The following is a 20,397-nucleotide window of genomic DNA, read 5'->3' as shown; positions in this document are numbered from 1 at the left end:
TTGAACAGCATCACCATCTGGGAGGGTTAACATATGACTAGACATAAAGTTGAGATATGTGGTGTTGATACATCCAAGTTACCAGTACTCACCAATGAAGAAATGAAAAAATTATTCATCAGAATGCAACAAGACGGAGATATTTCCGCACGTGAAGAGCTAGTAAATGGAAATCTCAGATTAGTACTTAGTGTAATACAGCGGTTTAACAACCGTGGGGAATATGTAGATGATTTATTCCAAGTAGGTTGTATTGGATTGATGAAATCCATTGATAATTTTGATTTAGGACATAATGTAAGATTTTCTACCTATGCTGTTCCCATGATAATCGGAGAAATTAGAAGATATCTCCGAGATAATAATCCAATAAGAGTATCAAGGTCGTTAAGAGATATTGCCTATAAGGCTTTACAGGTTAGGGAGAAGTTGATTAATAAAACTTCAAAAGAACCTACACCAGCAGAAATTGCCGAAGAAATGGGTATCCCACATGAAGACATTGTTTTTGCTATGGATGCAATTCAAGACCCTGTGTCATTATTTGAACCTATTTATAATGATGGAGGAGATCCGATATTTGTAATGGATCAAATAAGTGATGAAAAAGATAAAGATTCTACATGGGTTGATAAGCTTTCATTAAAAGAAGGTATGCATAAACTTAATGAAAGAGAAAAAATGATATTAAATAAACGCTTTTTTCAAGGTAAAACACAAATGGAGGTTGCTGATGAAATTGGTATTTCACAAGCCCAGGTATCTAGGCTAGAAAAAGCAGCCATTAGTCAAATGAATAAACAGATGTTTGAAGGATAAAAAGGGAGAGGTTTAATACCTCTTCCTTTTTTGGCAGGTAGGAAAGTATAAAAATCTTTCCCGTCTACATAAGTGCAACTAAGGCATTCGCCCAAAAGCATGGCGAATGCCTTAGTTCTAATGGTTTAGGGAAAATAACTTACTTATTGTTGGAATACCAAGTCACCTTCGTCTTTCGCTGAACGATGCTAGTTTCCTAAGAGCTTTTTACTTATAGGGCAAGTTTTCTAATATAAATACTTGTTAGTGCATATAGTGTAATAAGGTGGGTGATTTGTATGGTTACTTTAACAGAATTACAACTAAAAGAAGTCATTCTAATGGAAGACGGGCGAAGGTTGGGGAATATAGCGGACCTTGAAATTAATCCTAATACCGGGAAAATTGAGGCAATCATTTTATTTGTAAAAGACAAAAAAGGTAATTTTTTTAGTAAATCGGATGAACTTATCATTGCATGGAATCAGATTGTTCGTATCGGATCAGATGTTATATTAGTTAGAGAATCAAATGGTCCGCTTTTACTAACCCAATGACATTTAATAGCAAATTTTTCAGTAAGATATGATAAAATATAACAAATAAAAGATTTCGGGAGGATAATAATGTCTGAAGTTTTTCAACAAAAAGACCAATCTTTTTTACAAATTGAAAAATGGCGTCAATTAAATGAAAAATTAATAGTAGGTTTTACAACTAGAAATGGAGGAGTAAGTGATCCTCCATTTCAGTCACTTAACCTTGGATTGCATGTTCCCGATAATCAAGAAGATATAATAAAAAATAGGGAAACTTTAGCTAATAAGTTAAACATACCTCTTGAAAATTGGGTTGCTGGTGAACAAGTACATGATACTGCAGTACAATTGATAACAGTAGACGATAAAGGCAAAGGATCACGTGATTATTCTAATTCGATTCATGGGGTTGATGGATTAATTACTGGTCATAAAGGTATTCTACTTACCGCATTTTTTGCTGATTGTGTCCCACTATTCTTTTTTGATCCCGTTACTGAAATGATTGGGATTGCACATGCTGGATGGAGAGGGACAGTTAATGGAATGGCAAGGTCAATGGTACAAGCCATGAAAGATCAGGGAGTCAATGAATCGAATCTCTTAGTTGTAATTGGGCCATCTATTTCCCAAGAAATGTATGAGGTAGATGAAAAGGTTATAGACAACATAGAAGACAAGATTCGCCAAAAATGTGTAGTACCTAGTAGAAATAAACGGTATTTATTAGATTTAAAGAAATTAAATGTAGAAATCCTTTTACAAAGTGGCGTATTACGTCATAATATAGATGTGACAAATTATTGCACTTATAAAGATAAATCGTTATTTTTCTCTCATCGAAGGGATAAGGGAAAAACGGGGAGAATGTTAGGTTTCCTTGGGATTATATCTTAATACAAGAGAGATCCTTTTTGAACACGTAATACTAGGGGGATTATGGATAACAATGGATGTAGTTTCAAATTTAAAAGAAATTCAAGAAAATATAAAATTGGCTTGTGAAAAAAGTAATCGGAAAATAGATGAAATAACGGTTATTGGTGTAACGAAATATGTTACAATAGAACGAGCGGAGGAGACAATTGACGCAGGAATTAAAAATCTTGGTGAAAATCGTAATGAAGGATTTATAGAAAAGCATGAAGTCATTGGCAAAAAGGCTACATGGCACTTTATTGGAACATTACAAACTCGAAAAGTAAAAGACATTATTGAAAAAATAGATTATCTTCATTCGCTTGATCGTCTATCTTTAGCAAAAGAGGTAAATAAAAGATCCGAAAAACCTGTGAATTGTTTTGTGCAGGTGAATGTTAGCGGCGAAGAGTCTAAACACGGACTAGCACCTGAAAACGTCTTAGACTTTATTGAAGAAATTAAAAATTACGAAAACATCTATGTCGTTGGCTTAATGACCATGGCACCTCATATTAAAGACAGAGAAAAAATAAAAGAAGTTTTTAAACGGTTGGCAAAATTAAGGGATCAAATTAGTCAGAAAAATTACTCACACGCTCCTTGTCATTATTTATCTATGGGTATGAGTAATGATTATGATATTGCAATTGAAGAAGGTGCAACCCATATAAGAATTGGAACGAAATTAGTTGGAAATTGATTTAAAAACATTGGATAGAGCTTGGTGAATACGATAAGCATTAAGATAGTTTTATACTTTCCAATCTGCTAATAATAAAATGGGGTGAAAGGCTTGAGTATTAAAAATAAGCTGAAAAGTTTCTTTGTAGAAGAAGACTACGAGTACGAATATGTAGACGAAGAGGAAATTCCGGAAAATAAATTTGTGGAAAAGCAAAAGAAAAACCAAAATGTCGTTAGTTTAGCAGCTATTCAGCAACCTAATTCTAAAGTAATTCTTTGTGAGCCGAGAACATATAACGAAGCACAAGAAATTGCAGATAATATTGTAAGTAAACGTGCTGTTGTAATAAACTTACAAAGGGTTGATCGAAATCAAGCTAAACGAATTGTGGATTTCCTAAGTGGTACTGTTTATGCTTTAAATGGAGATATTCAAAAGCTAGGTTCCGAAACATTCCTATGTACACCTGAAAATATTGATGTATCTGGCACGATAACAGATACTTTAATTAATGAAGATGACTATGATAAAGGATGGTAGTAGATGTATCAGTTGTTACAAATTTTAAATTTAGCCCTCAATATATATAGTTGGGGAATTATTATTTATATTTTCATGTCCTGGTTTCCAGGGGCAAGAGAATCTACTTTTGGGGAACTCCTAAGTAAAATTTGCGAACCTTATTTAGAAGTATTTCGAAGATTCATACCACCGCTTGGGATGATAGATTTTTCACCGATTATCGCAATCTTTGTTTTGCATATGGCTAGAGTAGGGTTATTTGAATTCTTTAGAATGTTCGTATTCTAAAAAGTAAATGATGTGATTTTAGGAGTTTACAATGGATATATACCAGCATTTTCGAAAAGAAGAACATGGATTTATCGATCAAGTCCTGTCATGGAAAGAGCAAGTTGAAAGAACATTTAGCCCAAAATTAACAGATTTCCTTGACCCTAGAGAACAACAAATTATTGAAATGCTGATCGGAACGAATCATGATGATTTGAAATTGTCATTTTTCGGTGGCAGTAATCATAATGAAAGAAAACGAGCGATTATTGCTCCATTTTATGAAGAAATTACACAAGAATCTTATCAGCTTAGTCTGCTACAAGCTAACTACCATGAAAAATTTATCACCCTGGAACATCGCGATGTAATGGGAACATTTTTGTCATTAGGCATTAAAAGAAAAAAATTAGGTGACATTTTTGCAGGGAATGGAAAAATTCAAATTGTAGTAGCGAAAGAAATTTCTACATATGTTCTAACAACTTTACACTCTATCAAGAAAGCTAACATAACGTTTGAGGAAATTCCGTTAATTCACTTCATTCAAATGAAAAACGAATGGACTGAATCCGAAAAAACGGTATCCTCGTTACGTTTGGATGCAGTTTTAAAGGAAATTTATCATATTTCTAGGAAAGATTCAGCTGAATGTATAAAAAAGCAACTTGTTAAAGTGAATTATAAGGTTGTGGAAGAAGTTAATTTTCCATTACAAGAAGGTGACTTAATTTCACTCCGTGGTAAAGGTAGAAGTAAGATTGTAAAAATGAATGGTCAATCAAAAAAGGAAAAATGGAAAATAACGATTGCTATTTTAAAGTGATTTTATATTTTTTTGCAGGATAAAGGAATTTTTTGTCGAATAATAAAACTAGATTAAACTATTTTTAGTAACGTATTTTATTTACTTTAAGGAGGTGGCCAATGTGCCATTAACACCACTAGATATTCATAATAAAGAGTTTACAAAAAGTTGGCGGGGTTATGATGAAGATGAGGTCAATGAGTTTTTAGATCAAGTTATTAAAGACTATGAAATGGTTATTAGAGATAAAAAAGATTTACAGGAAAAGCTAAACCAATTAGAAGAGAAATTGGGTCATTTTACTAATATAGAAGAAACCTTAAATAAATCCATATTAGTCGCTCAAGAAACAGCTGAAGAAGTAAAGAACAGTGCTACCAAAGAGTCCAAATTAATTATTAAAGAAGCAGAAAAAAATGCGGACCGCATAATAAACGAAGCACTTAGTAAATCACGCCGAATCTCCATCGAAGTGGAAGAACTTAAAAAACAGGCTAAAGTTTTCCGTACACGATTAAAGATGTTAGTTGAGGCGCAATTAGAAATAGTTCAAACCGATGATTGGGACAAGCTTTTTTCAGAGGAAATGAGCGAAGAGCTTGAATTAGTTGAAAATAAATCTTAAATCTTGACGAATAAGAATATATTACATATAATTCTTAAAAAGGTTTTAAAAATGTGTGTTCAAAAAGGAAACCGGACTTTTTGAATAACCGCTAAAAAAGTTGAAATACGTTGAAGGAGACAGTATAAAGGCAAATTACTGTTTAGCGATCTAGGGATGGTGGAAGCCTAGAGAGTAATGCTTTTAGAACATCACTCCAAAGTATCCATTATGAAACAAAGTAATTTTGGACGTGTTATTCCACGTTACGGAAATTGAGTGAATTTAAAATAACGTTTATTTTAAATTTATAAGGGTGGTACCGCGAGTCTTCTCGTCCCTTTTTGGGATTTGAGAGGGCTTTTTTTAACAGGTAAGAAAATTAATCTTTCACTATGTATAATTGAATTAGGACATTTGCTAAAGTTTATTTCTTTTCAGCAGACAAACTAAATAAGGAGGAAACCAAATGGATTACAAAGAAACGCTATTGATGCCGAAAACAGCATTTAAAATGCGTGGAAACTTACCAAATAAAGAACCTAAAAGACAAGAACAATGGGAAGAAAATAACATATATGAGAAAGTACAAGAAAGAACGAAAGGAAGACCTTCATTCGTTTTACACGATGGCCCACCGTACGCTAATGGTAACTTACATATCGGGCACGCGATGAATAAAATCTTAAAAGATTTTATTATTCGTCATAAATCCATGACTGGCTATCATGCACCATATGTCCCAGGTTGGGATACACATGGTTTACCTATTGAAGTGGCTTTAAGTAAGGGTAAAAAAGTAGATCGTAAAAAATTAAGTACCGCCGAATTTAGACAAATGTGTGCAGAGTACGCATTAAGACAAGTTGATGGGCAACGTGAACAATTTAAACAATTAGGTGTTCGTGGGGATTGGGATAATCCTTATCTGACCTTAACAAAAGATTTCGAAGCGGCTCAAATTCAAGTATTTGGTGAAATGGCTAAGAAAGGGTATATTTACAAAGGATTAAAACCTGTTTATTGGTCCCCTTCATCTGAATCTGCTTTAGCCGAAGCAGAGATTGAATACTATGATAAAAAATCACCTTCTATCTATGTTGCTTTTACGATTCAAGATGGGAAAGGCGTTCTTGAAGAAGGCGATAAAATTGTTATCTGGACAACTACACCATGGACCATCCCTGCAAACTTAGGTATTAGTCTCCATCCTGATATAGAATATGTTCGTGTACAAGTTGGAGACAACCGCTTCGTTGTTGCACAGGAATTATTAGAAACCGTTGCAGCAGAACTTGATTGGGAAAATCCAGAAGTTGTTAAAACTTTTAAAGGAAAAGATTTAGATAGAGCAGTAGCTAGACATCCGTTCTATGATCGTGATTCTATTGTAATGCTAGGTAAACATGTAACAACTGATGCAGGTACAGGCTGTGTTCATACTGCTCCAGGCCATGGGGAAGATGACTTTTATGTTGGTAAAGAGTACGGTTTAGAAGCTCTATCACCATTAGATGATAAAGGTGTATTTACGAAAGAAGCGCCTGGATTTGAGGGACTATTTTACGACGATGCTAATAAAGCTGTTACCGAGAAACTTGAAGAGGCTGGGGCTCTATTAAAACTAGGATTCATTAAACACTCGTATCCTCATGACTGGCGTACGAAGAAACCTACTATTTTCCGAGCAACATCACAGTGGTTTGCATCGATTAAAGATTTCAGACAAGATATTTTAGATGAAATCAAGAAAATTAACTGGTACCCAAGCTGGGGTGAAACAAGACTTTATAATATGGTCCGTGATCGCGAAGACTGGTGTATTTCTCGTCAACGAACATGGGGTGTACCAATCCCAGTATTTTATGGGGAAGATGGGACACCGATTATTACGGACGAAACGATTAATCATGTTTCTAAATTATTTGCTGAACATGGTTCCAATGTTTGGTTTGAAAGAGAAGCGAAAGATTTACTTCCAGAAGGCTTTACATCCGAACATAGTCCAAATGGTAAATTTACGAAAGAAACAGATATCATGGACGTATGGTTTGATTCAGGTTCTTCTCACCAAGCAGTTTTACTTCATAGAGAGGGACATAGAAGACCAGCTGATGTTTACCTAGAAGGTAGTGACCAGTATCGTGGTTGGTTCAACTCGTCTATTTCTACAGCTGTTGCAGTTACTGGACATGCACCATACAAAAACATCGTAAGTCATGGTTTTGCTCTTGACGGGGATGGACGTAAAATGAGTAAGTCTCTTGGTAATGTTATATTACCGTCTAAAGTATTAAAACAATATGGTGCAGATATTTTACGTCTTTGGGTAGCATCTGTAGACTACCAAGCTGATGTACGTATTTCTGATGATATATTAAGACAAATCTCTGAAAGCTATCGTAAAATCCGTAACACGTTCCGATTCATGCTTGGCAATTTAGCTGATTTCGATCCTAAGACTGATCTTGTTCAAGAAGAAGATTTAGAAGAAGTGGATCGTTATATGCTAAACCGACTACAGAAATTAATTTCCTCTGTTCGTGAAAGTTATGATAGATTCGAGTTTTCTCCAATCTATCATAGTATTCATAATTTCTGTTCTGTTGAATTAAGTTCTTTCTATTTAGACTTTGCAAAAGATATTTTATATATCGAAGCGAAAGATAATAAACGTAGAAGAAGTTTACAAACAGGTTATTATGAAATTCTTAAGTCTTTAGTTCAACTACTTTCACCAATTATCCCGCATACAGCGGATGAGGTATGGGAATTTATTCCTGGAGTAGAGGAAGAAAGTGTTCAATTAACGGATATGCCTGAGCCAAGAAAAATTTCTAATTTCAATGAAGAAAAATGGGATCAATTTATGAAGATTAGGGATGATGTACTAAAAGCTTTAGAAGAAGCTCGTAATAATAAAGTGATTGGTAAATCTTTAGAATCTAAGGTAACGATTGTCCCGAAAGACAACGAAACAAAAGAAGTATTAAATTCTATGGAACATTTACATCAACTGTTAATTGTATCAGAGGCAGTTGTTGCAGAATCCGCTGAAAATGCGAAGGAATATCGCTATACGGATGTTTTTGTTGAAAAACATCCTGCAGAAACTTGTGAACGTTGTTGGGTTTCCTCGGACACGGTTGGCGAGGATCATGATCATCCACATCTATGTACGCGTTGTGCAAGTATTGTTAAAGAGAACTATAGTGCATAAAGGAAATAAAAATACTCTCCATTATGGAGAGTATTTTTTAACAGTTAGGAAAGATATAAAAATCTTTACGTCTATATAAGTATAACTAAGGGACCTAACCTAATAGTGAATGCCAAGTTTTCTAATCCTATTCGACGATGGTTCTCTCACACTTGAAAATAAATGGATTAACATATAAGATGAAAAAGAACTTTGTATAGAATCGAGGGATGATGAGATGTATTGGTATTACATCATAGCTCTTTTCCTTATTGGAATGGATCAATTAACAAAATGGCTTATAGTTCGATCTATGGAAATCGGTGAAAGTATACCTATCATCGATGGCTTTTTTTACCTTACGTCACACCGAAACCAAGGTGCAGCCTGGGGTATCTTACAAGGGAAAATGTTGTTTTTCTATATTGTAACAGTAATTGTCATTATCGCTGTCGTATATTACATGAATAAATTTGCTAAAACTGATAAATGGTTAGGATTAGGGTTAAGCTTTATATTGGGTGGAGCACTTGGTAATTTTATTGATCGCATATTTCGAAAAGAAGTAGTAGACTTTTTTGATTTTTACATAATAAATTACAATTTTCCAATTTTCAATATTGCAGACTCGGCACTAACAATCGGTGTTATTTTTGTTATTATTGCTACGATTCTTGATGAAAGAAAGAAAGGAAGAACAAATAAATGAGTTCTTTTCGTCATATTATTACAGAAGAGCAAGCTAAAAAAAGAATAGATAAAGTTTTATCTGAACTTAACCTTGAAAATTCGCGTTCCCAAGTACAGTCCTGGATTCAAGATGGTTATGTAAAGGTGAACGGGATACAAGTAAAAGCAAATTATAAATGTCAACTTGATGATGAGCTTTCATGGGAAATCCCTGAAACAGAACCGTTAGAGTTAATACCAGAAGATATTCCTTTAGATATTATTTATGAAGATAGTGATTTGCTTGTAGTTAATAAACCAAAAGGAATGGTAGTCCATCCATCTGCTGGTCACCAAACAGGTACACTCGTTAATGCACTCCTTTATCATTGCCAAGATTTATCAGGTATTAATGGAGTAGAAAGACCAGGTATTGTTCATCGTATAGATAAGGATACAAGTGGTTTATTAGTAGTAGCTAAAAATGATCTATCCCATACTAATTTATCCGAACAAATGGCTTCAAAAACGATTAAACGTAAATATGAAGCAATCGTACATGGCCAAATCCCACATGAAACAGGTGTAATAGATGCACCGATTGGTCGAGATCCTAAAGATCGTCAGAAAATGGGGGTTGTTGATAAAGGAAAACCAGCTGTTACCCATTTCACAGTACTTCAAAGCTACCCAGACTATTCCCATATTGAATGTCAATTAGAAACCGGTAGAACACACCAAATACGGGTCCATATGAGATATATTGGTTTCCCGCTTGTAGGGGATCCAAAGTATGGTCCTAGAAAAACATTAGAAACAGATGGTCAAGTTCTTCATGCCAAAATTCTTGGGTTCCAACATCCAAGGAAGAATGAGTGGATGGAATTTGAAGTGGAGCCGCCAGAATCCTTTATAAAAGTATTACATTATATTGAAAAAATATATTGACATGTTAACTAAAGTTTGAAATAATAATAACAGTTAAATAAGACCTTTTAACAATAGTCCTGTGAGGCTAGAAAAGGAATCGTGAATCATAGACAAGTGTATTCATTATAAAATGGATAAGTCTATCGAAGTGAATCCTTTACCTCATGGTAAAAGGATTTTTTCGTTTCCTAGAGTACAAAAGGGAGTGAGTTATGTTGAAGAAAAAAGCAGATATTTTAGATGAAGCTGCGATGAATCGGGCTTTGACTCGGATGTCCCACGAAATACTAGAAAAGAATAAAGGTGGAGAAGAACTTATACTAGTAGGGATTAAAACAAGAGGAGTTCCAATTGCTAAGCGACTTCAAGATAAAATAAAACAAATTGAATCGATTGAAGTTCCAGTGGGCGAAATTGATATTACCTTATATCGAGATGACTTAGAAAAGGTTTCAACGAATTCCGATCCTGAAATTAAGTCAGCAACGATTGATGAAGATTTATCTGGAAAAAATGTAATCTTAATTGATGATGTTTTATACACGGGGAGAACTGTACGGGCTGCGATGGATGCAGTTATGGATATAGGAAGACCTGCTTTAATTCAGTTAGGGGTATTAGTAGACCGTGGACATCGAGAGTTACCAATCCGAGCTGATTATGTAGGAAAAAATATCCCAACATCAGAAAAAGAAATTATTGTTGTACAATTGAATGAAATCGATGGAGATGATCGAGTATCGATTTATGAAAAGTAAATAATAAACAAATTAAATAAGTGTCAACTTTTAATTAAATCCAGAGAGATTTAAAAGGTTGTATGTAGTGGTGTGCTTTAAATATGATTTTTTGGCATGCTTACCTCTTTGCAACCTTTATGCAAAGAGGTTTTTTTATTGGAAAACTTAAATGGGGTGGAATGATGAAAAACTTTATTTCCGTCAGTGATTTAAATGAGGAAGATATTTATAAACTTTTAATTAAAGCAGAGTATTATCGTGAAAATGATTTCTCGTTAGCGGAGCAACTATTTGTAGCGAATTTATTTTTTGAACCAAGTACAAGAACGAAAATGAGTTTTACGGTTGCTGAAAGAAAATTGGGTTTAGAAGTACTGGATTTTCACTCTGAATCTTCAAGTGTTCTAAAAGGTGAAACACTTTATGATACGGCAAAAACGTTTGAGTCGATAGGTGCCAACATGTTAGTAATAAGACATCAGTCAGATGATTGGTCAAAGGAATTAAAAAACCTTTCCATTCCAGTGATTAATGCCGGTGCAGGTAAAGCAGATCATCCGACACAATGCATGCTAGATCTACTTACCATATACCAAGAATATGGAACTCTTGATGGACTAAATATTGCTATCGTAGGCGACATCAAACATAGTCGAGTTGCTAGATCAAATGTTTGTGCTCTGCAAAAATTAGGAGCAGAAGTTTACCTTTGTGCAGCCCCTGGTTTTGAGGATGAGGAATTAGAAGTTCCTTATATCTCTCTTGATCAAGCAGTTGAAATTTGTGATGTCATTATGTTACTAAGAATTCAACATGAAAGACATCTCCATAAAGCTGAGACATCAAATTATTTAGATATGTATGGTTTAACCAAAGAGCGAGAACAAAGAATGAAGAAACATGCTATTATTATGCATCCAGCACCGGTTAATCGAGGTGTGGAAATAGATACCGACTTGGTAGAATGTTCTAGATCGCGTATATTTAAGCAAATGACTAACGGGGTATATGTAAGAATGGCTATTATGATGCATTTATTAGAAGAGTGGGGGACAATCAATGAAAATTATTTTAAAGAATACCAAACGTTTACTGCCATCAAATGAATTAGAGAACTGTGAAATTTTAATTGAAGATAACCAAATTAAAGAAATAAATTCTACAATATCAGAAGTAGCTGATCGTGAAATTGATGTTAAAGGGAATTTAGTATTACCAGGTTTTATCGATGTTCATATTCACTTAAGAGAACCAGGTGGAGAGCATAAAGAAACCATTCTAACTGGTACAAAAGCTGCAGCACGAGGTGGATTTACTACTGTTTGTTCAATGCCAAATACAAATCCAGTTCCAGATGATGTAGATACAGTTAATGCTCTTTTTGAAAAAATAAAACAAGATGCACAAGTTCGTGTACTACCTTATGCTGCAATTACAAAGAACTTAAAAGGGGAAGAGTTAGTAAAATTTGAAGAACTTGCTGAACTAGGTGTATTTGCCTTTACGGACGATGGTGTAGGAATTCAAACCGCGGATTTTATGTTACAAGCTATGAAACGTGCTAAAAAAGCAGGACGTGCCATTGTAGCCCATTGTGAAGATAATTCTATTGTGTATGGCGGAGTTGTTCATGATGGAAAAGTAAGTAAAGCTCTTAATCTTCCTGGAATTCCATCTTTAAGTGAATCCGTTCAAATAGCTCGAGATGTTTTATTAGCTGAAGCAACAGGTTGCCATTATCATGTCTGTCATGTAAGTACGAAAGAATCTGTACGGGTGATTCGTGATGCCAAAAGAGCTGGAATTAATGTAACAGCTGAAGTGTCACCACACCACCTTATTCTTAATGAAGAACATATTAAAGAGGATTCTGGAGATTTCAAAATGAACCCTCCACTACGCGCTAAAGAAGATCAACAAGCATTACTAGAAGGGTTGCTAGATGGGACGATTGATTTCATTGCAACAGATCATGCCCCACACTCAGCTGAAGAAAAAGCACAAGGCATGTTAAAGGCTCCATTTGGAATTGTAGGGTTGGAAACAGCATTCCCACTACTATACACCAATCTCGTTCTAACAAATAAAGTTACTCTTAATCAATTAGTAGATTGGATGACCATTAAACCTGCTGAAGTGTTTGGCTTACCATACGGAAGATTAGAAGAAAATGCTATTGCAGACATCACTGTAGTTAACTTAGAAAAAAATAGTGTAATCGATAAAAACACATTCTATTCAAAAGGAAAGAACACACCATTTCATAATTGGGAAGTAAAGGCACAACCAATTTTAACCATGGTTGATGGAGAAGTTCGTTATATCGATGAGGAGGAGATACAACATGGCTAAACGACAATTAGTATTAGAAGACGGCTCATTCTTTATAGGAGATGGTTTTGGTAGTGAATGTACACAATCAGGAGAAATTGTGTTCAATACTGGTATGACCGGATATCAAGAGGTAATTACCGACCCATCCTACTGTGGGCAAATTGTTACCATGACATATCCACTTGTAGGAAACTATGGTATTAATAGAGACGACTTTGAAACAATCACTCCATTCATTCATGGATTAGTTGTAAAGGAAGTAAGTACATACCCATCCAATTTCAGAAATGAAGAAAGCTTAGATCATTTCTTAAAGGCCAACAACATACCTGGAATTACTGGGGTGGATACTCGCAAACTAACTAAAATTATTCGCAAGTATGGTACGATGAAGGCCAAAATTTCTGATATGGGTAAGTCGATAGAAGAAATTGTTAACGAACTTAAAGACACAAGTTTTCCTACTGACCAGGTAAAACAAACTTCTACTATAAAACCTTATGTTGTTCCTGGACGTGGCATGAGAGTTGTCATGGTTGATTTTGGTGCAAAACACGGTATTCTAAGAGAATTAACGAAACGAGATTGCCATATTACAGTTGTTCCTTATAACTATAGTGCGGAAAACATCTTAAGATTAAAACCGGACGGAATTATGTTGACAAATGGTCCTGGAAATCCAAAAGATGTTCCAGAAGCTATTGAAATGATTAAACAAGTTATTGGGAAGATACCAATTTTTGGAATATGTTTAGGTCACCAACTGTTAGCACTTGCCAATGGTGCTGATACAGAAAAACTTAAATTTGGTCATCGTGGGGCAAATCATCCGGTTAAAGATATACTTAGAAATAGAACATACTTAACATCACAAAATCACAGTTATGCGGTGAGAGCAGCCTCTCTAGAAGGTACTGGCCTAGAATTAACACAAATAGCGTTAAATGATAATACGGTTGAAGGGATTAAGCATAGTCTATATCCAGCATTTTCTGTTCAATATCATCCAGAAGCTTCACCAGGACCAGAAGATACAAACTACTTATTTGATGAGTTTTTAAACATGATGCAAGAGAATCACAAGAAGAAAGAGGTTGAAGCATATGCCTAAAAATACCGCAATTGAAAAAATCCTAGTTATTGGATCAGGACCGATTGTCATTGGTCAGGCAGCGGAATTTGATTACTCTGGAACACAAGCTTGCCAGTCTTTGAAAGAAGAGGGTTACACAGTAATTTTAGCGAATTCCAATCCGGCAACCATCATGACAGATAATACCGTTGCGGATAAAGTATACATGGAACCTTTAACGGTTGAATTTTTGACAAAAATTATCCGTAAAGAAAAACCAGATGCTTTGCTTCCAACTTTAGGAGGGCAAACAGGTTTAAACCTTGCGAGTTCCCTGGAAGAATCAGGGGTTCTCGATAAATATCATGTGACACTCTTAGGTACTTCACTCGAAGCAATTCAGAAAGCTGAAGATCGTGAACAGTTTAGAAATTTAATGTACGAATTAAATGAGCCAGTACCTGAAAGTAGTATCGTTCATACGGTTGAAGAAGCATTAGATTTTGCAAGTGAGATAGGCTTTCCATTAATCGTTCGTCCTGCTTATACCCTTGGTGGTACTGGTGGCGGTATGTGCTACAACGAAGATGAATTAAAAGAAATTACAAGAAATGGTCTATCCTTATCGCCAGTTAATCAGTGTTTAATAGAGAGAAACATAGCTGGTTACAAAGAAATTGAATATGAAGTGATGCGGGATAAAAATGATCAGGCAATTGTGGTTTGTAATATGGAAAATGTTGATCCAGTAGGTATTCATACAGGAGATTCCATAGTTGTTGCACCATCACAGACTTTAAGCGATCGTGAATATCATCTACTTCGAAATGCGTCTCTTAAGATAATCCGTGCATTAGAAATTGAGGGTGGATGTAATGTTCAATTAGCGCTAGATCCAAATAGCTTTAATTACTATATTATTGAAGTGAACCCTAGAGTAAGTAGATCTTCTGCACTAGCATCAAAGGCTACAGGTTATCCAATCGCGAAAGTAGCGGCGAAGATTGCAGTTGGTTATACACTAGATGAAATAATCAACCCGATTACAGGTACAACATATGCAATGTTTGAACCAGCCTTAGATTATGTGGTTTCTAAATTACCTCGTTTCCCATTCGATAAATTTAACACTGGTGATCGAAAACTAGGTACCCAAATGAAGGCAACTGGGGAAGTTATGGGGATTGGTCGTAATTTTGAAGAATCTTTATTAAAAGGAATTCGTTCATTAGAAAGTGGTACAGAGGAACTTTGGTTAAGAAGTTTAGTTAATGAACAAAATGATGTTCTGGTGAAACGTCTTAAAAAAGCAGATGATGAAAGAATATTTGTCATTGCTGAAGCCTTCCGTCGTGGAATGACTGTTGATGAACTCTTTAACCTTACGAAGGTTGATCGCTTTTTCTTAGAAAAACTTAAAAATCTAGTTGAATTCGAAATGGAAATAAGGGAGAATCGATTCTCTAAAGAAATTGTTCAAAAGGCAAAAGAACTTGGCGTAGCTGATGCACAAATCGCAAGACTATGGGATGTTTCCCTTGATGAAGTATACGAATTTAGAGTAAAAGAACAAGTGACACCGGTCTATAAAATGGTAGATACATGTGCAGCGGAATTCGAATCTGAAACACCGTACTTCTATAGTACCTATGAAGAGGAAAATGAATCTATCGTATCCGATAGAAAGAAGATTCTTGTGTTAGGTTCTGGACCGATCCGTATCGGACAAGGTATAGAATTCGACTACGCTACGGTTCACTCCGTACTAGCAATTAAAGAAATGGGTTATGAGGCAATTATTATGAACAATAATCCAGAAACAGTTTCAACAGACTTTAGTGTTTCAGATAAGTTGTATTTCGAACCATTAACATTAGAAGATGTTATGCATGTTGTGAACTTAGAAAAACCTGAAGGAGTTATTGTTCAGTTTGGTGGACAAACTGCGATTAACCTTGCAGCTGGACTTAAAAGAAGAGGCGTTCAACTACTAGGAACTTCACTTGAATCCATTGATTGTGCAGAAGACCGTGATAAATTTGAGGAACTTCTTGATGATCTTAACTTACTTCGTCCAACAGGTAAAGCTGTTCGTAAACTTGATCAAGCTATTGACGTAGCAAATGAAATTGGCTATCCTGTATTAGTTCGTCCATCATATGTAATTGGTGGAAGTAAGATGGAAATTGTTTATAGTGATGAAGAACTTCAAAACTATTTACAAAAATCTGATAAGGTCGACCCAGAACATCCTATCTTAATTGATAAATATTTAACAGGTATTGAAGTAGAGGTAGATGCTATCAGTGATGGCGAGACTACGATCATTCCGGGTATTATGGAACATATTGAACGTGCTGGCGTTCACTCTGGTGACTCGATGGCAGTCTATCCACCACAAAGACTTAGCCAAACCGTAAAAGAAAAATGTTTAGCAGCGGCGAAATTAATTTCGGAAGCTCTAGCGGTAAAAGGACTTATCAATATTCAGTTTATCATTCGCGGTGAAGATGTTTATATTCTTGAAGTTAACCCTAGAGCAAGTAGAACTATTCCTTTCTTAAGTAAAATAACTGGCGTAACCATGGCAAATATTGCTACTAAATGTATATTAGGAACTAAGTTAGTAGATTTAGGATTTGAGACTGGCATTCTACCGGAACAAGATCTTGTTTCAGTAAAGATTCCTGTCTTCTCATTTGAAAAACTACGTAGTGTCGATACCATCTTAGGGCCTGAAATGAAATCTACTGGTGAAGCGATTGGGTATGATAAGACATTGGAAAAAGCATTATATAAAGGTTTAATCGCTTCCGGAATTAAGGTACCACAAGAAGGTGGAGTGCTTTTAACCGTTGCCGATAAAGATAAGGAAGAAGTTCGAGAAATTGCTGAACGATTTAATCAACTTGGATTCCAGCTTTATGCAACGAAAGGAACAGCAGGGTATTTAGGGCAATTTGGTATACCAGTGACGAAGGTTGAAAAGGTTGGTTCTAATCAGCCGAATGTTCTATCTACCATCGAAAGTGGACATGTACAATTTGTTATTAATACGTTAAACTCTGGTAAAAAAACACGTTCCGATGGATTCTTAATCCGTAGACAATCAGTGGAACACGGCATTCCATGCTTAACTAATTTAGACACGGCAAATGCCATTTTAAACGTGATTGATTCGACAACTTTTAGTGCTAAACCAATGACTGGTAAAGAGGCAGTGATACTATGATTAGCAAGCAACGTATGAAAATTGTTTCCACTAATCAAATTGCAAAAGACACGATAGAAATGGTTTTAAAGAATAGCTACATTAGTGAGAATGCCATTCCTGGACAATTTATTCATATTTTGGTAGAAGGTCATACACTTCGTAGACCAATATCGATAGCAGATGTAGATAAGGATAACGAAACGGTAACCATTCTTTTTAAAAAGTTAGGATCTGGAACAGAAAAATTGTCCGAGTCGAAAGCAGGAGACTTTTTAAATGTTCTAGGCCCTAGTGGCAATGGATTTGAAACCAGTACAGAGGGACTTCATACAGTGTTATTAATAGGTGGAGGGATTGGAGTCCCTCCTATGTATTACTTAGGAAAGTCCCTAGCTAAACAAAATATTCATGTCATTTCCGTTCTTGGTTTTCAATCGAAAGATCATGTATTCTACGAAGAGAAGTTCCAACAATTTTCCAAAACCTATGTCGTAACAAATGACGGCTCTTACGGTGATAAAGGATTTGTTACATCGGTAATTCCTAACGTTGGAGAATTCGATCGTTACTACTCGTGTGGACCACTTCCTATGTTAAAAGCAATAACCAATGAACTCTCAGAAAAAGAAGGATTTATTTCATTAGAAGAACGAATGGGATGTGGAGTTGGAGCATGTTTTGCTTGTGTGGTACCTACTAATACTGAAAAAGGCTATAAAAAAATCTGTAGTGATGGTCCTGTATTTGCAGCCAGGGAGGTTATATTATGAGTCTATTACAAGTGAACTTACCTGGACTTCATTTGAAGAACCCTATCATGCCAGCGTCAGGCTGCTTTGGTTTCGGTAGAGAATATAGTCAGTTTTATGATTTAAGTAAATTAGGTGCTGTTATTATGAAGGTAGCTACAGGGAGTGAGAGATTTGGTAATCCTACTCCACGTGTTGCTGAAACGGCATCAGGGATGCTTAATGCTATTGGGCTTCAGAACCCGGGAGTAGAGAAAATTATCGAAAATGAAGTAACGTTTCTGTCTCAATATGATACAAGTATCATTGCAAATGTAGCTGGTAGTACGATAGAGGAATATGAATATGTTGCTAGAACATTTAACAATACTAAGGCTGTTCATGCACTTGAATTAAATATTTCTTGCCCAAACGTAAAAGAAGGCGGTATCCAATTTGGAACAGATCCCAAGATGGCAGCCAAAGTAACAGAAATCGTTAAGAAAGCTAGTAATCTTCCTGTATACGTTAAATTATCGCCAAATGTAACGGACATTGTTGCGATGGCAAAAGCAGTAGAAAGTGCCGGAGCGGATGGGTTATCTATGATTAACACATTAACTGGTATGCAAATTAATCTTGCCTCTAAAAGACCGATCATTGCTAATAAAACAGGTGGATTATCTGGCGCTGCCATTAAACCTATCGCTATTCGAATGATTTATGAGGTAAAACAGCATGTCCATATTCCAATCATTGGGATGGGTGGTATAAGTAGTGCAGAAGATGTTTTAGAATTTTTATTAGCGGGGGCGAGTGCTGTTGCTGTCGGAACTGCTAATTTTTCTAATCCTCTCATTTGCTCAGATATCATTGATGAATTACCTACAACATTAGAACGATACGGTTTTGACGCTGTAGAGGATGCAATTGGAAAGGCGGTTATGAATGAGTAATCAATTAATTTATATTGCACTAGACTTTGAAAACTGGAATGAAACGGAGAAATTTCTAGTAAATAATGATCTAACAGGTGTTCCGGTTAAAGTAGGAATGGAATTATTCTACCGCGAAGGCCCAGCTGTTATAGAAAAACTAAAAGAAAATAACCATCCCATTTTTCTAGATTTAAAATTACACGATATACCGACTACTGTGAAGAAAGCGATGCACAACTTAGGGAAATTAGGTGTAGACATCGTCAATGTTCATGCATTAGGTGGAAGTGATATGATAAAAGCTGCGAAAGAAGGTCTTTTAAGTAGTAATACAGAAACTAAATTAATTGCAGTTACCATTTTAACTTCCATGGATAAACAAGTATTGAACAATGATCTTCTTATTCCTGGAGATGTATTAAGTAATGCGATGCATTTTGCAAGCTTGGCTAAACAAAGTGGAGCGGATGGAGTTGTATGTTCGGTTCATGAAGCAAACGACATCAAAAAACAATGCGGGAATGACTTCTTGACAGTGACACCAGGGATTCGCTTGGAAAATACAGATGTGAATGACCAGAAGCGAGTAGCTACTCCTTCCTATGCGAAGGAAAATGGAGCTGATATATTAGTCATCGGAAGAAGTATTACCAAAGCCCGGAACCCCCGTGTTGCGTACGAAACAGCATTAAAGGAGTGTGGATTAACATGACATTAAGTCAAGACCTAGCGCGTGATTTATTAGAAATGAAAGCAGTACAAATTAATCCGAATGAATATTTTACTTGGACTTCAGGTATTAAGTCACCAATTTATTGTGACAACAGATTAACGATGTCTTATCCAACCATACGCAGAAAAATTGTAGAGGCATTTGTTCAAAAAATAAAAGAAATGGATGAACAACCCGAAGTTATTGCTGGTTGTGCTACGGCAGGTATTCCACACGCGGCTTGGCTAGCTGAAAGACTTGATCTTCCAATGGTATATGTACGCTCTAAGCCAAAAGGCCATGGGAAAGGTAATCAAATCGAAGGAGAAATTAAAGAAGGACAAAAAGTATTGGTCATTGAAGATCTAATATCAACAGGTGGTTCTTCCATTGAATCAGCTAAGGCCCTTGAAAAAGAAGGGGCTAAGATTTTAGATGTATTTGCCATTTTTTCCTATGGTTTGAAAAAAGCAACACAACAATTTGAAGCTGCAAACCTTTCTTTTTCAACGATTACTAATTTTGACGAATTAATTGACGCGTTAGTTGAAGATGATAAACTAAATAATCAACAAAAGAAAGAATTACTAGAGTGGCGTGATAATCTATAATAATCAGCGTTCATGGGACATTGTCACATGAGCGTTTTTTTATTGCGATATTGAAATTGGATTAAGTGAAACATATCCCATATAATTAGTTCTAAATAATACG

20 protein-coding genes and 1 other annotated feature are annotated in these 20,397 nt (G+C 35.5%); all 20 genes read left to right on the top strand.

Features of this window, described 5'->3' with window-relative positions:
• Positions 1–33 precede the first annotated feature (33 nt).
• The 20 genes from sigG (at position 34) to pyrE (ending at position 20,294) form a co-directional block, all read left to right on the top strand.
• The gene (gene sigG, locus KM885_RS05120) at positions 34–819 is read left to right on the top strand and encodes an RNA polymerase sporulation sigma factor SigG (RefSeq protein WP_047186357.1); all 786 of its coding nucleotides are present in this window, start codon (positions 34–36) and stop codon (positions 817–819) included.
• A 278-nt stretch (positions 820–1,097) separates the two neighbouring features.
• A complete protein-coding gene (locus tag KM885_RS05115) occupies positions 1,098–1,355 on the top strand; it encodes a YlmC/YmxH family sporulation protein (protein ID WP_216883639.1) in 258 nt (85 codons plus the stop codon).
• A 69-nt stretch (positions 1,356–1,424) separates the two neighbouring features.
• Positions 1,425–2,234 (top strand): peptidoglycan editing factor PgeF, encoded by an 810-nt coding sequence (gene pgeF, locus KM885_RS05110; protein WP_047186355.1) that lies wholly within the window; start codon positions 1,425–1,427, stop codon positions 2,232–2,234.
• Positions 2,235–2,286: 52 nt separating this feature from the next.
• The gene (locus KM885_RS05105; RefSeq protein WP_047186418.1) at positions 2,287–2,958 is read left to right on the top strand and encodes a YggS family pyridoxal phosphate-dependent enzyme; all 672 of its coding nucleotides are present in this window, start codon (positions 2,287–2,289) and stop codon (positions 2,956–2,958) included.
• 93 nt (positions 2,959–3,051) lie between these two features.
• On the top strand, positions 3,052–3,483 hold the full coding sequence (locus KM885_RS05100; RefSeq protein WP_047186354.1) for a cell division protein SepF: 432 nt from the start codon (positions 3,052–3,054) through the stop codon (positions 3,481–3,483).
• A gap of 3 nt (positions 3,484–3,486) precedes the next feature.
• Complete coding sequence (locus KM885_RS05095; protein ID WP_047186353.1) at positions 3,487–3,753, top strand: YggT family protein; 267 nt, start codon at positions 3,487–3,489, stop codon at positions 3,751–3,753.
• Positions 3,754–3,784: 31 nt separating this feature from the next.
• Entirely contained in the window at positions 3,785–4,561 is a 777-nt protein-coding gene (locus KM885_RS05090; RefSeq protein WP_047186352.1) for a YlmH family RNA-binding protein, read from the top strand.
• 103 nt (positions 4,562–4,664) lie between these two features.
• On the top strand, positions 4,665–5,168 hold the full coding sequence (locus KM885_RS05085) for a DivIVA domain-containing protein (RefSeq protein WP_047186351.1): 504 nt from the start codon (positions 4,665–4,667) through the stop codon (positions 5,166–5,168).
• A gap of 101 nt (positions 5,169–5,269) precedes the next feature.
• Positions 5,270–5,492: a binding site (T-box leader), on the top strand.
• A 124-nt stretch (positions 5,493–5,616) separates the two neighbouring features.
• Positions 5,617–8,367, top strand: a complete 2,751-nt coding sequence (gene ileS / locus KM885_RS05080) for an isoleucine--tRNA ligase (protein WP_047186350.1) — start codon at positions 5,617–5,619, stop codon at positions 8,365–8,367.
• Between the two features lie 217 nt (positions 8,368–8,584).
• On the top strand, positions 8,585–9,055 hold the full coding sequence (gene lspA / locus KM885_RS05075; RefSeq protein WP_047186349.1) for a signal peptidase II: 471 nt from the start codon (positions 8,585–8,587) through the stop codon (positions 9,053–9,055).
• A complete protein-coding gene (locus tag KM885_RS05070) occupies positions 9,052–9,963 on the top strand; it encodes an RluA family pseudouridine synthase (RefSeq protein ID WP_047186348.1) in 912 nt (303 codons plus the stop codon). The genes lspA and KM885_RS05070 overlap by 4 nt, the downstream gene beginning before the upstream one ends.
• A gap of 197 nt (positions 9,964–10,160) precedes the next feature.
• On the top strand, positions 10,161–10,703 hold the full coding sequence (gene pyrR, locus KM885_RS05065; protein ID WP_047186417.1) for a bifunctional pyr operon transcriptional regulator/uracil phosphoribosyltransferase PyrR: 543 nt from the start codon (positions 10,161–10,163) through the stop codon (positions 10,701–10,703).
• 164 nt (positions 10,704–10,867) lie between these two features.
• A complete protein-coding gene (locus KM885_RS05060) occupies positions 10,868–11,791 on the top strand; it encodes an aspartate carbamoyltransferase catalytic subunit (protein WP_047186416.1) in 924 nt (307 codons plus the stop codon).
• A complete protein-coding gene (locus KM885_RS05055) occupies positions 11,745–13,037 on the top strand; it encodes a dihydroorotase (protein WP_216883638.1) in 1,293 nt (430 codons plus the stop codon). Before KM885_RS05060 ends, KM885_RS05055 begins: the two co-directional genes overlap by 47 nt.
• Positions 13,030–14,130 carry a carbamoyl phosphate synthase small subunit gene (locus KM885_RS05050; RefSeq protein ID WP_216883637.1) on the top strand — a complete coding sequence of 367 codons (1,101 nt, stop codon included), beginning with the start codon at positions 13,030–13,032 and terminating at the stop codon, positions 14,128–14,130. The genes KM885_RS05055 and KM885_RS05050 overlap by 8 nt, the downstream gene beginning before the upstream one ends.
• Positions 14,123–17,323, top strand: a complete 3,201-nt coding sequence (carB, locus tag KM885_RS05045; protein ID WP_216883636.1) for a carbamoyl-phosphate synthase large subunit — start codon at positions 14,123–14,125, stop codon at positions 17,321–17,323. Before KM885_RS05050 ends, carB begins: the two co-directional genes overlap by 8 nt.
• Positions 17,320–18,075, top strand: coding sequence for a dihydroorotate dehydrogenase electron transfer subunit (locus KM885_RS05040; RefSeq protein WP_047186344.1), 756 nt, complete (start codon positions 17,320–17,322; stop codon positions 18,073–18,075). Before carB ends, KM885_RS05040 begins: the two co-directional genes overlap by 4 nt.
• On the top strand, positions 18,072–18,989 hold the full coding sequence (locus KM885_RS05035) for a dihydroorotate dehydrogenase (protein ID WP_216883635.1): 918 nt from the start codon (positions 18,072–18,074) through the stop codon (positions 18,987–18,989). Before KM885_RS05040 ends, KM885_RS05035 begins: the two co-directional genes overlap by 4 nt.
• Positions 18,982–19,683, top strand: a complete 702-nt coding sequence (gene pyrF / locus KM885_RS05030) for an orotidine-5'-phosphate decarboxylase (protein ID WP_047186342.1) — start codon at positions 18,982–18,984, stop codon at positions 19,681–19,683. Before KM885_RS05035 ends, pyrF begins: the two co-directional genes overlap by 8 nt.
• Entirely contained in the window at positions 19,680–20,294 is a 615-nt protein-coding gene (gene pyrE / locus KM885_RS05025) for an orotate phosphoribosyltransferase (protein WP_047186341.1), read from the top strand. Before pyrF ends, pyrE begins: the two co-directional genes overlap by 4 nt.
• Positions 20,295–20,397 lie beyond the last annotated feature (103 nt).

The sequence above is a fragment of the Oceanobacillus caeni genome, from assembly GCF_019037185.1.
Classification (GTDB): Bacteria; Bacillota; Bacilli; order Bacillales; family Amphibacillaceae; genus Oceanobacillus; species Oceanobacillus caeni.
The sequence above is the reverse complement of the archived record's forward strand: the minus strand, read 5'-3'. Positions and strand labels throughout refer to the sequence as shown.